Below are 13,684 nucleotides of genomic sequence, written 5' to 3'. Positions count from 1 at the left end.
TGCCTTCGAATGCGCCCACGGATCCAAATGGCCCTGACAAGATCGGCGGAAGACAACGGCTGCTAGTCAGGGGGGACCATGCCCATCAACAGGTGGTGGCGACACGACCCGAACGAACGCTTCTGGCTGGAAATTACGAACCGCGAGGACATAGGCACCAACCTGCTCGCACCCCAAGTCAATGACCGGGGCGAGGAGTACTGGTCCTACGCACTCGTCCGTGAGGTACGGCCCGGGGACCTCGTTCTGCATTGGGACAAGAACCACGGCCCCGGAGTGGTGGGGTACTCCCACGTTCGGGGTGAGGCCTTCGCATCCACGATCACCTGGCAGAGCCGAGGCACCTACGGTCGGCAGCGGAGTACGTCGGGCCCAGAGTCCGCTTGGGAGGCGGCCCTGGGCGGGTATCGGCGGTTGAAGCATCCAGTCACGCAGGCCCGCCTGCGTGAGATCGAGCCGACTATCCGAAGGCTGCGGGATCACCTCGCAGAGGCAGTCGAGGGGCCGCTCTACTTCCCTTTCGCTTTGTCGGCTACCCGGCCCCTACGAGCCGCACAGGGATACCTGACCAAGCTGCCACGGGCACTGGTGGAAGAGCTCCCTGAGCTTCTGGAGCTACGCCAGACTGCGACCTCCGAACCCCATGAGGCGGAAGCACCCGACCTGTCCGCCTCGTCGTCAACCAAGCTGGCGAGTTCATCCGGCTACGGTCGCCAGAGTGACGCCAAACGGCGACAGGCTGTCGAGCGGCACGCCATGGATCTCGTACTCGGTCACTACCGCTCGCTGGGCTATGACGCTGAGGACGTGGGTGATCACTCGCCGTGGGACATCACCGTGCGCAAGGACGGGAGTGAGACTCACATAGAGGTGAAGGGCAGCACGACGACCCGCGAGGCTATCGACCTGACCGAGGGAGAGGTACGCCATGCTGAAGGCATATCTACCTGCCTCATAGTGATAGATCAGATCGAACTAGACGATGATCTCTTCTGCCATGGCGGACGTTGGCGGAGGTGGACTGGGTGGACGCCAAGGCGGGAAGAGCTTGTTGCCACCGCGTACCGCTACCCACTTCCAGAGGGAAGCCACTGGGGTCGTCCTTCGGCCTAACAACCCTCCCCACGCGCCATGCCTCTGGGAGAAATCTGGGAGAAGATCTTCTCCCGCTGCCTCCCAGACGCCTTGCCAGACCTATCGATACCAAGGCTCTGACCTGCATAAAACCTCCGCAGGCCAGGTCTGGATCTCGCCCTGACCTTATTCGGGACGAAGAGGTCGTGGGTTCAAATCCCGCCACCCCGACAGCCGTAACACCAGGTGAGGGACCTACCGGATTCGGTAGGTCCCTCACCTGTTTCTGCGTGCGGGTCCATCTGCGTGACTCCTGCTCCGGAACCTGCTCGAAGATGCCGACGAGACCACTGGCCCGTGGACTGGGACCACGAGAGACCGGGTGCCCCTGCCTGCGCAGATGCCGTGGCACAGGGCTAAGGTTTCGCCGCTGCCGTGCGGGCGACACACGATGCCGTCCGTTCGCCTCAGGGGAGGGGTGACGCAGCCGTCCATTCACCTGTGGGGGCACATTGAACATCTCCGCGCGTCGCGGATTCGCGGCGCTCACAACCGTCGCCGCGCTCACGGCCGGTCTCGTCGCCGGGCTCCCGGGCCGGGCGAGCGCCGACACCGCCGGCTGGCCGGCGACGGACGGCAAGCTGCTCTACAACGAACTCGGCTCGCTGCGCTACATCAACCCCGACGGGACCAAGAGCACCCAGTTCTACGAGACCGCGAACCAGGCCGCCTGGTCCGCCGACGGCAGCCAGATCGCCTTCACCAGTTCCTCGGACAGCCGTCTCCGGACGATGACGTACGCCCAGGAGTCCATAACGGGCAACGCCATCGTCATGCCGGCGGGCAGTGGCTGGCATGCGACCGATCCGACGTTCTGGTACGGTGGGGGCGACATCGTCTTCACCGCCGGAGGCCGGCTGCGGGTGGCCGCGGCCAACAGCGCCCGCGCTCCGCAGACCCTGTTCGGCACCGACGTCGACGGCTGCGACTCCAGGGCCAGCGGCGCCGTCAACGGCAAACTGGCCTTCGTGCGCACCGGCACGACCTGCACCACCGCCGGCGCTCCTGCCGTCTGGGTCTACGACGGCCCCACCAAGGCGTTCACCAAGGTGGCCGCCGACGCGGACGAGCCGAGCATGTCCCCGGACGGACAGTCGCTGGTCTTCACCCGCAGCGTCGACGGACACAAGCAGCTCTTCACCGTCAGGACCGACGGGACCGGGCTGACCCAGGTCACCACCGACCCCGTCGACCACAACCGTCCGGCCTGGTCGCCGAAGGGCGACCGGATCGCGTACGACACCTACTTCAGCGGCAGCGAGGACACCCGCAGCGGTCCGCAGATATGGATCCGCGACCTCGCCGCGGGCACGGAGACACGCGTGCCCATGGCCGAGGGCACGGACGTGGCCTGGCAGCCGCTGCGGAAGAACGCGATCTCCCGGGTCTACGGCGCCGACACCTACGGCACCAACATCGCGGCGTCCAGGTGGACCTGGAACACCCTTGGCAAGAGCGCGCCCGGCCTGATGAACGCGAGTTCGGCCGTTCTGATCAGCAATTCGGACTCCGCGTACGCCACCACCGCGACCTCGCTGGCCGGCAAGAAGCACGGACCGGTGCTGATGACCTCCCGCACGGGTCTGGACTCCGCCGTCCAGACCGAGCTGAAGCGCATCCTGCCCAAGGGCAGAACCGTCTACCTGGTCGGCGGAACCAGCATCCTCAACAGCCCGGTGGCGTCCAAGGTGACCTCACTCGGCTACGTCGCCAAGCGGCTGTCCGACGTCTCGCGCTACTCCACCTCGGTGGCCGTGGCCAAGACGATCACCAGCGCCCCGAAGTACGTGTTCCTGGCGACCGGCACCGACTACCACAACGCCCTCGCGGCCAGCTCCGCCGCCGGCGCGCTGGGCACCTCGGGCACCGCGGTGGTACTGCTGACGCAGGGCTCGACCATGACCGCGTCCGTGTACGGCTACCTGAACAAGTACAGCCCGGGCACCACGAAGATCATCACGGTGGGGGTCGACGCCGAGTCGGCGCTGACCAAGGCGTACAACGCCGGCAAACTGCCGCACTGGCCCAGCAGGTACAGCTACTACCGCTTCACCGGCAGTCCGGCGCCGGTCGCCGCGAGGCTCGCCGAGTTCTGGTGGTCGTCACCGTCGGACGCGGCGGTGGCCTCGGTGAACAGCTGGAGGGGCGGCGTCTCCGCGTCATCGGCGATGGCGACGTACGGCCCGCTGCTGTGGACCGACGTCACCTCGCTGACGTACGACACCAAGTGGTACATGATGCGCACGTCGGCGAGCCTGAACCACATGGCCGTCTTCGGCGGCAACGGCTCCGTCGACGCCAAGGTGGTTTCGTCGATCGGCAGGGCCATCGGCGTGGACAACGCCTACGCGTACACCCCGTACTACCAGGGTGACATCCCGCGGAGCCCGGCCTCCCAGCCGTTGTCCGCGAGCACCACGAGCACCGGCGGGCCCGTTCCGAACCCGGACCTGGCCCCGCTCAAGGTGACAGTCTCGAAGTGACCCGCTGTCCTGGCCGCCCTCCCCGAGGGCGGCCCGGACCACCGGCGGATCGGCTGGGGGCATCTCGCGAGCGCGGGCCGGTCGGGCCGGTGCGCGCGGAGGTGTGCGCCTCCACGACCCCTGCCGGCAAGAACAGGGCTCAACCTCAGCGCAGACCAACCCGGTGCATTCCGGGCTGCGGCGGTGTGGGCGGCGTGTGAAGGTGCGGGGGTGAGTGTTCAGGGGTCTGGAACGGGGAGCTCGGCTCCGGTGGCCGTGCTGGTGGCTACCTGTGTGTCGACTCTGGTGGTGAATGCCAACACGTCCGCGGTGAGCATTCTGCTGCCGGCCATCAGTGATGACACCGGGACGTCGTTGGATGTGCTGCAGTGGGCCGTCACCGGGTATTCGCTGGTGGGGGCGGCCGTGATTGTGACCGCCGGGGCGCTTGGGGATGTGTTCGGGCGGCGGCTGGTCTTTCTGGGGGGTCTTGGGCTGTTCATCGCCTCCTGCGTGCTCATCGCCTTGTCCGACAGTGGGGGCGGGGTGATCGCGGGGCGGGCGATCCAAGGGGCTTCGGGGGCGACCATCCTGGCCTGTGGGATGAGTCTGCTGTCCGTGTCCAGTTCCGGTGCGGGGCAGGTGCGGGCCGTGACGCTGTGGGGTGGCGCTTCCGCCGTGGGGGCCGCGGCCGGGCCGCTGGTCGGTGGTGTGCTGGTCGACGGCACCGGCTGGCAGGGGCTGTTCTGGATCGACGCGGCCGTCGCCCTCGCCTGCGTACCGGTCACGCTCAAGGGCGTCGCCGAGTCCCGTGACCCCGAGCGCAGCCGCTCCATCGACTTCGCCGGGACCCTGCTGATCGCCGCCGTGCTCGCCCCGGCGCTGCTCGCCCTCAGCGAGGGCGCCGACTGGGGGTGGACGTCGGCCGCGGTGCTGGGGTGCTTCGCGCTGGCGCTGGCGGCCGCCGTGGCGTTCGTCGCCGTGGAGCGGCGGGTCGAGGCGCCCCTGGTCGACCTGCGGCTGCTCAAGGACCGGGTGCTCATCGGGGCGACTGTCGGGATTCTGCTCAGCGCCGGCGTCATCAACGGCCTGATGTACCTCGTCAGCCTCTACTTCCAGAACCCCGCCACGCTCGCGCTGAGCCCGTTCGAGGCGGGCCTGGCCACACTGCCCGCGACGGTCGGGCTGATCGCGGTGACGCCGCTCGTCCCCCGGATGGTCCAACGGCTCGGAATCGGTCCGGTCATCGCGCTCGGGTTCGCCGCGGCGACGGCCGGCTGTCTGCTGCTCGTCTTCGTCCAGGGCGACTGGCGGTACGCCGCGTTCGTCCTGCCGCTCGTGCTCATGGCCGCCGGGCTCGGGCTCGTCAACGGTCCGGCGAGTTCGGCCTCCACGTCGACCGTGTCCGCGGACGATGTCGGCGCGGCCTCGGGCATCTCCAACATGGCCCGCTACATCGGCGCCGCGGCCTTCACGGCCGCCGTGGCCACGGTCAACGCGACGGTCGGGGACTCGCGGCGTGCGGCCGGGGAGTCCGCGGCCGACGCTCTGGCCGCGGGCCTGTCCCGGGCCTGTCTGCTGCTCGTGATCGCGTCCGGGCTGGGCATGCTGCTCTCGGTCCTGGCGGTCCGGGCCCGGCGCCGGCGCGCCCAGCCCGGTGCCTACGGAGCCGCCGCGGCTTCGCATGCCCACACCATCCCCGTCGGAGAGGGGAGACGGTGAGGGCGGTGGGGTCCCAGCGGTGGTGGGCCCAGGCGGTGAATACGGAGCCGCGGCTTCGCCTGCCCACACCGTTGCCGTGGGAGAGGGGTGCTGACGCTCAGGGGGCCGGTGGGAGGGATGCCGTCAGGGCTTCCCAGGCCGCGTGGGTTTCGGGGGTCACCATGCCGAACTGGGTGATGAGGGCTGCGCAGTTGCCGTCCGCGTCGTCGAGTTCCAGGGCCGTGGTCGGGCCGTGGGTCGCGGCTGCGCGGACCAGGTGGCAGGCACGGATCGCGGTGAGGTCCAGTTCCAGGGTGCTGTTCGCCAACGCGGCGAAGACCCGGCCGCCGGTCGTGCGGTCGGTGACGTGGACGTGGCCTGCGCACGCCTGCATCGCGGGACCCGCGAACACCGCGACGCCCAGCGGGAGTCCGGTCGAGCAGGCGTGTTCCAGGACCGTGGGGACGGCCTCGAAATCGAGGGGGCGGTGTTCGCCGGTGTAGTCGGCGAACCGTGCGCGACGGTTGGCGCCGCCGTCCGCGAGGATCTCGTCCAGCTGGGCGAGTTGGTCGCCGTGCTGCCACGGCGGGACGGCGAGGGCGGGGAGGCGGACCGCGGGGGTCGAGCCGGGGGCGACCGTGGGGACCAGGCCGGACAGCAGGCGGTCTCCGTCGGACAGCAGGCGTCCCTGGTGGACGGTCGTGCCGTTCTCGTCGAGGAGGTGCAGCGCGGCCGAGCCCGTGCCGTCGTCCCGGATCAGCATCGCCGATCCGACTCCCCCGGCGTCGAGCCGTAGCGTGATGGAGTCCGGGTGGACGGTGAACGCCTCGCCGCGCAGGCTCGGTACGGCGTAGCCGCCGGCCTGGTCCAGGTGGGCCACCGGGCCACCGGTGACCGCCTGGACGTAGCGGAACAGCGACAGGGAGCGGGCCAGTTGCGGCATGCGCGCGTCGATCAGGCGCACGCTGCTGTCCCGCCTCGGGCAGCAGCCCTCGAAGGGGCAGCCGCCGTCGGCGTCCTGGGTGCTCATGCTCAGTACACGTCCCGGACGTAGCGCTTGGCCCGGCGCAGTTCGGCGAGGTACTCCGCCGCGTCGTCGTGGCCGCGTCCGCGCTGCTCGGCGACGACGCCCAGCAGGGCCGCCTCGACGTCCTTCGCCATCCGGGAGGCGTCACCGCACACGTAGACGTGCGCGCCCTCCTCCAGCCACGCGTACAGCTCCCGCGAGCGCTCCCGCATCCGCGTCTGGACGTAGACCTTCTCGGCCTGGTCGCGGGAGAAGGCGAGGTCGAGTTCGGTCAGTACGCCGCTCGCGCGCAGCTCGGTCAGCTCGTCCTCGTAGACGAAGTCCGTCGCGCGGTGCTGGTCGCCGAAGAACAGCCAGTTGCGGCCCGAGGCGCCGCGCGCGGCCCGCTCGTGCAGGAAGCCGCGGAACGGGGCGATGCCGGTGCCGGGGCCGATCATGACCATCGGGGCGCTGTCGTCGGCCGGGACACCGAAGGCGGAGTTCGGCTGGACGTACACCCCGACCGTGCCGTCCTCGCCGACGCGGTCCGCGAGGTACGTCGACGCCACGCCCTCGTACGTGCGCCGTCCGGCGCCGTAGCGGACGGAGGCGATCGTGAGGTGGACGCTGCCCGGGTGGGCGAGCGGGCTCGACGAGATCGAGTACTGGCGGGCCTGCAACGGCCGCAGCAGGGGCAGGAGTTCGGCCGCGGAAGGGGCGGACGGCCCGGTGTCGCGGAGGAGGTCGAGTACGTCCCGGCCCCAGAGCCAGGAGTCGAGGTCGGAGCGGTCGCCGTGGGCGACGACCGCGGCCAGTTCGCTCGCCGGGGCTCGTTCCGCGAGGTCGGCGACGAGTTCCCTGGAGGGGATGCGGATCTCGCGGCCGGTGCGCAGGACGTCGGCGAGCGGGCGCCCGTCGACGTCCTCCTCGCCGCTCGCGCCGAGGTGTTCCAGGAGCGGTCCCACGAGGGCGTCGTCGTTGACGGGTACGACGGCCAGGGCGTCGCCCGCCTGGTAGGTGATGCCGCTGTCGCCGAGGTCGAACGCGTAGTGGCGGATCTCCTTCGCGCTGCGCGGCGAGGACAGCAGCCGGTTCTCGGTGAGGCGGGAGGGGTAGGGGGTGCGCTTGTTCCACGGGGAGCGGCTCTTGGCGGGGGCCGCAGCCTTCGCGTCCGTGGCACCGGCGTCGGCGGTCGCGCCCGTCTGCGCGGCCAGCCGTTCCAGGACCTCGGCGGTCCACTGGGCCGCGGGTTCCTCGAAGTCGACGTCGCAGTCGACGCGTTCGTGCAGCCGGGTCGCCCCGAGCTGCTCCAGGCGGGTGTCGATGAGCTTCGCCGCCTGGCAGAACTCGTCGTAGCCGCGGTCGCCGAGGCCGAGGACGGCGTAGCGGACGCCTTCGAGGCGCGGGGCCGTGTCGGACTGCAGCGCCTCCCAGAACAGGCCCGCGTTGTCGGGCATCTCGCCCTCGCCGTAGGTGGAGGTGACGACGAGGACGTGGGTCATCGCGGCGAGCGCCTCGGGGGTGACGTCGTCGAGGGCGGTGGTGCGCGCGCCCAGGCCGTGGGCGCGGGCGCCGGCCGCCGCCTCGTCGGCGACGAGTTCGGCGTTGCCCGTCTGGGTGCCGATGAGGATGTCGATCGTCGCGGCGGGCGCGGCGGACGCCGCCCCGTCGCGGCGGCCGGCGGCGGCGATGCCGGCGATGAACCCGGCCAGCCACGACTCCTGCTGGGCGGAGAAGGGCGCGTCGGCCGGGATCAGGGTCCCGGTGGGGGGCATGACGGTCATGCGGTCACCGCCTCGGTGGGGGCCTGCGGGGCACGGCGGGTGGCGATCGCGGCCAGTTCGTCGAGTGCCGCGTTGGCGAGCAGTTCGTCGAAGCGGGCGGCGCGGGCGCGGCCGGCGTTCTTGGTGGTCTGGTGGACGATCCAGCCGGAGGTGCCGGGGGCGTCCACGCTCAGGTTGTTGCGCTGCTTCAGGGCGCGCTTGTAGTCGTCGAGGCGCTTGATCGCGATGAGCGTGGCGAGTTCGCCGTCCTCGAAGCGTTCCAGCGTGCCGCGCAGGTACTTCACGACGCGCTGCTTGACGAAGAAGTCCTCGGTGAGGACCAGGTTGCGCACCGCCTCGGCGACCCTGGGGTCGTCCGGGCCGCTCGCGCCGGGCGTCCGCTGGAGCGCGACGTCCTGGGCGACGCCGAGCACCGTGTACGAGGACAGCAGCGAGAACATGTCGTCGCTGCCCTGGTCGCCGAAGGCCGGGGCGCGGCCGTCGAGGACGGTACGGCGGTCGCGGTAGTCGACCTTGAACGCGCGCAGCTTGTCGGTGGCGATGGAGCCGGCCAGCTCGTCGAGGAGCGTGCCCCGGGTCGCGGCGGCGAGGATCTCGGTGGAGTCCTGGTACAGCAGCAGCGCGCGGGGCATCCCGCAGTACATGTGCTCGCGCGTGGAGTCCCAGTCGTGCAGCAGCCGGGCGGCCAGTTCGGAGCCGGTGGCCTCCGCGTGCCAGGCCAGCAGCAGCCGTACGGCCTCCTCGTGGAAGGCGCCGCGCGCGGTGTCCGTCACCGGGAACACCAGCAGCGAGTCGGCGCTGACCCGGCCGGGCAGCTCGCCGGAGGGGTCGTACTGGTAGAGGAAGCCGCCGCTCATGCCGTTGCCGAGGCCCTTGCCGAAGCCGCCGAGGTTGAGGACGGTGCCGCCGGTCATGTACTCGCAGCCGAAGTCGCCGACGCCCTCGACGACCGCGGTGGCGCCGGAGTTGCGCACCGCGAACCGGTCGCCGGCCTCGCCCTGCACGAAGGTCCGCCCGCCGGTCGCGCCGAACAGCGCGAAGTTGCCGATGAGCACGTTGCCGCCGCGTTCGGCGCTGCCGCCGCCCGGGGCGCGGACGACGATCCGGCCGCCGGACTGGCTCTTGCCGACGCCGTCGTTGGCGGTGCCGGTGTGTTCGAGGGTGATGCCGTCGTTGCAGAAGACGCCGTACGACTGGCCGGCGGAGCCGGTGGTGCGGATGCGGACGGCGTCGTCGACGAGACGGCGGCGGCCGCGGTCGTCGGTGGTGACCGCGGGGACGTCCCCGGCCTCGCCCGGCCGGTGGTTGAGGAGCCGTTCGATGTCGATGCCGAGCTGGCCGCCGACCGACTTGTCGCTGTTGCCGAGCCGGACGCCGTCGACGAGCAGGGACGGCTCGCGCCGGTCGAACAGGGCCGTGCGGACGCGCTCGATGAGGGCGTCGTCGGTGGTGAAGTCCTTCTCCAGGTACTCGGGGTCCTCGACGGTCTTCTCCGGCAGGACCGCGAGCAGGCGGCGGACGTCGAGGCGTCCGACGCTCGCGGGGTGGTCGAGCAGCTGGAGCAGGTCGGTGCGGCCGCGGGCCTCGCGCAGGGAGCGCAGGCCGAGGCGGGCGAGGATGCCGCGCACGTCGTGGGCGATGTTGAGGAGGTACTGGGCCAGGGCGCGCGGGTCGCCCTCGAAGACCTCGGGGTTGGTGGTGAGTCCGGCGGGACACTTGACGTTGCAGTTCTTCGCCATGACGCAGCCGAGCATCATCAGCGCGGTCGTGCCGAACTCGAAGCTGTCGGCGCCCAGGAGGGCGGAGGTGACGACGTCGCCGCCGGTCTGGTGGGCGCCGGAGCAGCGCAGGACGACCTTCTGCCGCAGCCCGTTGGCGACGAGCGCCTGGTGGACCTCGGCGACGCCCAGCTCCGCGGAACGTCCGGCGTACTTGAGGCTGGTGACGGCCGCGGCACCGGTGCCGCCGGTGTTCCCGGCGACGTTGATGACGTCGGCGCCGGCCTTGGCGACTCCGACGGCGATGGTGCCGATGCCCTCGGAGGAGACCAGCTTGACGACGACCCGGACGCGGGCCGCCTTGCAGTCGTGGATGAGCTGCGCGAGGTCCTCGATGGAGTACGTGTCGTGGTGCGGGGGCGGGGAGATCAGCTCGATGCCGGGGGTGCCGCCGCGGGCCGCGGCGATGTCGACGGTCACCTTCGGCGCGGGGAGCTGGCCGCCCTCGCCGGGCTTGGCGCCCTGCCCGATCTTGATCTCCAGCTCCTCCAGCATCGGGTCGGCGAGGTAGCCCGCCCAGATGCCGAACCGGCCGGACGCGAACTGCTTGATCCGGGAGCCCCGGATGGTGCCGTAGCGGGTGTGGTGCTCGCCGCCCTCACCGCTGTTCGACATCGCGCCGACCATGTTGGTGCCGTGCGCGACGGCCTCGTGGGCGGTCGCCACGAGCGCGCCGTGGCTCATGGCGCCGGAGGCGAGCGAGCGGGTGATCTGGTGCGCGGGCTGCACCTCGTCCAACGGGACGCTGTCGGGGGCCTGTTCGAGCAGGGCGAGCAGGCGGGCGGCGGGGCCGGTGGCGGTGACGGTCACTCCGTCGGCGCGTACGGCGAGGGTGTCGGTGTCGGCCTCGCCGAGGCGCACGAGGGCTTCGGCGAGGGCGGCGTGGCGCTCGGCGGGCTCCTCGCCGGGGGCGGTCAGGCGGAGGTGGAAGGTGTTGCCGTCGTCGCCGGTACGGTCCGGGCCGGCGGCGACGTCCTGAGCTTCACCGGCGTCCTGTCCGCTTCGCGAGACCGCGATCCCGCGGACCGTGACGCTCGCGTTGCCGTCCGTCGAGAAGCGGCCCAGCTCACGGGCGAAGTCCTCGGCGGTGCGCAGTCCGGTGACATCGGCGGGCAGCGCGAGGACGTCCCGCAGGGCGGCGGGGCGACGGGAGCGCTCCTCGTGCGTGGTGCGCAGGAAGGAGCGGTACCCGGGGGTGATCCGGAACGCGTCGATCTCGGCTTCGCCGAGGGCGTCGTACCCGGTGTTGCGGTAGGCGGTGTCGGTGATGCCGAAGGCGTCGTCGAGCTGGCCGAGGGTGAGCAGGCGCAGCGCGTCGGAGTCCTCGGGACGGCCGAACTCCGGCCGCTCCTCGACCATTTCACCGAACCCGCGCACGGCCGTGACGCCGAAGGAGTGCCCGGCGCCGTCCGAGCGCTCCTTGAACAGGCCGAGCAGCGGGATCTGCTGCTCGGTCTCGACGTTGCGGGCCCGCTCGTGCCAGTCGGTCGCGGCCTGCGCGATGCGGGCGAAGCCGACGCCGCCGACCGGGGCCTGCATGTGCGGGAAGGCGAGGGCGAACACGTCGTCGCGGGTGTCGAGGTAGTTGGGTTCGAAGAACTCGCCGCCGATGTAGCTCTCGGCGGTGCACAGGCCGACCCGTCCCATGGTCTTGGCGAGGGACTTCTCGGCGGCCTTGCGGAACTTCGCCAGCGCCCGGTCGGTGGCGGTGATCTCACCGGCGGGGGCGGCGGCGCTGGGGTACTTCTCCTCGGCGCGCAGCCGGGCGCTGAGGCTGTAGACGGCGGAGGCGCCGAAGCCGAGGGCGGTGGCGACGTGGTGGGAGGAGGCCAGCTGGCCGCTCTCCACGACGAGCGAGACGCGCAGCCGCTGCCCGGTCTCGATGAGCCGCTGGTTGACGGCGGCGACGGCGAGGATCACCGGCAGCGGGGCGCGGGTGGAGGAGACGGCGCGGTCGGTGAGCAGGGCGATGCCGCCCCGCTCGGCGGCGAACCGCTCGACGTCGTCGCAGAGCCGGGTGAGGGCGGAGCGCAGGGCGTCGGCGTTGGCGCTCTCGTCGCCGGCGACCGGCTCGTAGAGCATCGCGAACCGTTCCAGCGGCACGATCCGCTGGTCGCGCAGCCGCACCATGTCGAGGTGCCCGAGGACGGGCGAGGAGACGACGAGCTGGCGGCCGTTGGTGTCGTGGGTGCCGTCGGGCTTCGGGCCGAGCGCGACCCGCATGCTCATGCCGTCGGCCTCGCGGATGCTGTCCAGCGGCGGGTTGGTGACCTGGGCGAACCGCTGCGAGAAGTACTTCGCCATGCCGCCCTCGGTGTCGCTGAGCGCGTTGATGGCGTTGCCGTAGCCCATCGCGGAGATCCGCTCGGAGCCGTCGGCGAGCATCGGGTCGAGCATGAACCGGAAGCTCTCCTGGTTCAGCGCGTAGGCCACGTAGCGGCCGGCCAGGGACAGGTCGCCGTCGTAGCCGAGGGTGGTGGTGCCCCGGTAGTAGTCGGGGGCGGGGATGTCGTCGAGGTCGATGCGCGCGGCGGTGAGCAGGTCGGAGTACGGGCGGCGCGCGGCGAGCGCGTCGAGGACCTCGCGGGTGCGCATCCGGCGTCCGGTGCGGTGGTCGACGACGAGCATGCCGCCGGCCTCGATGCGGCCCCGGTGCACGACCTCGTCGTCGGGGAAGGCGACCTGGCCGGCCTCCGAGGCGACCATCAGGTACTCGGCGGTCTCGACGGTGCGCAGCGGGCGCAGGCCGAGCCGGTCGAGGCGGGCGCCGACGACGTCGCCGTCGCTGAAGACGAGGGCGGCCGGGCCGTCGTTCTTCTCCTCGTACAGGGAGAAGTACTCCAGCATGTCCCGCACGTCCTCGGGGAGGGTGCGGTCGTTCTCCCAGGCGGGCGGCATCAGGGAGACGACGGCCTCGACGAGGTCCAGGCCGTCGTCGAAGACCCGGCTCTGAAGGGTCTGGTCGAGCCGGCTGGAGTCGGACTGGCCGGGCGGGCGCACGATGGACCGGGTCCGGGCGCGGGCCAGGGCCTCGTCGCTGAGCCGGTTCTTGCGGTCGGTGTTCAGCTCGCCGTTGTGCGCCATGAGGCGGAACGGCTGGGCCATCGTGGGGTGCGGTTCGGTGTTGGTGGAGAACCGGGTGTGGAAGTACAGGGTGCGCACCGAGTGCCGCGGGTCGACGAGGTCGCGGAAGAACCCGATGACCTCGGCGGAGTTGAGCCGGCCCTTGAGCACCTGGGTCCGCGCGCTCAGCGAGAGCGGGTACAGCCCGCCGTACGTTCCGGCGTCGGCGTAGGCGACGGCCTCGATCGCGAGCAGGGCGCGGTGGGCGGCGGAGTCGACGTCGGTGCGCTCCCAGTCCTCGGGGGCGCGGAACACCCACTGCACGATGGGGAGTTGGTAGCGCTCGGCGGCGGGGCGGGCGACGGTGTGGTCGACGGGGACGTCCCGGACGAGCAGGATCTCGAAGCCCTGCTCGGCGATGCTCCGGCCGACGAGCTCCACGGCCGCGGTACGGCGGTCCGCGTCGGTCGGCACGAAGCAGTTCGCGACGCCGAAGCGGCCGGGGGCCAGTTCCTCGCCGGTGAGCGCGGTGAAGAACTCCCGGGACAGGTCGACGCTCACACCGGCGCCGTCACCGACACCCTCGGCGGACTTGCCGCCGCGGTGCGGGATGGCGCGCAGCGCTTCGTCGCCCTTGGTGATGACGTCGTGGCCCGGCGTCCCGTCGAGGCGGGTGATGAAGCCGACGCCGCAGTCGCTGTGGTCGAGGGCAGGGTCGTACAGACCCGGGGAGAAGGCATTCACGTGGCATGTCCT

The 13,684-nt window shown here is 71.4% G+C and carries 6 protein-coding genes; 3 read left to right on the top strand and 3 right to left on the bottom strand.

Annotation, left to right across the window (positions count from 1 at the left end; genetic code table 11):
* The first annotated feature begins 78 nt into the window (after positions 1–78).
* The 3 genes from ABT296_RS11640 to ABT296_RS11630 all read left to right on the top strand — a co-directional run bounded on the left by ABT296_RS11640 (position 79) and on the right by ABT296_RS11630 (position 5,318).
* Entirely contained in the window at positions 79–1,113 is a 1,035-nt protein-coding gene (locus ABT296_RS11640; protein WP_351925839.1) for a protein NO VEIN domain-containing protein, read from the top strand.
* Positions 1,114–1,586: 473 nt separating this feature from the next.
* Positions 1,587–3,617, top strand: coding sequence for a cell wall-binding repeat-containing protein (locus tag ABT296_RS11635; RefSeq protein ID WP_351925837.1), 2,031 nt, complete (start codon positions 1,587–1,589; stop codon positions 3,615–3,617).
* Between the two features lie 210 nt (positions 3,618–3,827).
* Positions 3,828–5,318 carry an MFS transporter gene (locus ABT296_RS11630; protein WP_351925835.1) on the top strand — a complete coding sequence of 497 codons (1,491 nt, stop codon included), beginning with the start codon at positions 3,828–3,830 and terminating at the stop codon, positions 5,316–5,318.
* A 97-nt stretch (positions 5,319–5,415) separates the two neighbouring features.
* Here ABT296_RS11630 and ABT296_RS11625 read toward each other — a convergent pair whose 3' ends face one another.
* From ABT296_RS11625 to ABT296_RS11615, 3 genes are read right to left on the bottom strand one after another with little or no spacing between them, the layout of a single operon-like run.
* The gene (locus ABT296_RS11625) at positions 5,416–6,327 is read right to left on the bottom strand and encodes a hypothetical protein (protein ID WP_351925833.1); all 912 of its coding nucleotides are present in this window, start codon (positions 6,325–6,327) and stop codon (positions 5,416–5,418) included.
* A gap of 2 nt (positions 6,328–6,329) precedes the next feature.
* Positions 6,330–8,087, bottom strand: a complete 1,758-nt coding sequence (locus tag ABT296_RS11620) for a sulfite reductase subunit alpha (protein ID WP_351925831.1) — start codon at positions 8,085–8,087, stop codon at positions 6,330–6,332.
* The gene (locus ABT296_RS11615; RefSeq protein WP_351925829.1) at positions 8,084–13,672 is read right to left on the bottom strand and encodes a glutamate synthase-related protein; all 5,589 of its coding nucleotides are present in this window, start codon (positions 13,670–13,672) and stop codon (positions 8,084–8,086) included. Before ABT296_RS11615 ends, ABT296_RS11620 begins: the two co-directional genes overlap by 4 nt.
* Positions 13,673–13,684 lie beyond the last annotated feature (12 nt).

The organism is Streptomyces sp. NPDC000983, from assembly GCF_040299205.1.
GTDB lineage: Bacteria > Actinomycetota > Actinomycetes > Streptomycetales > Streptomycetaceae > Streptomyces.
Note: the sequence above shows the minus strand (reverse complement) of the source record. Positions and strands in the feature narration are given on the sequence as shown.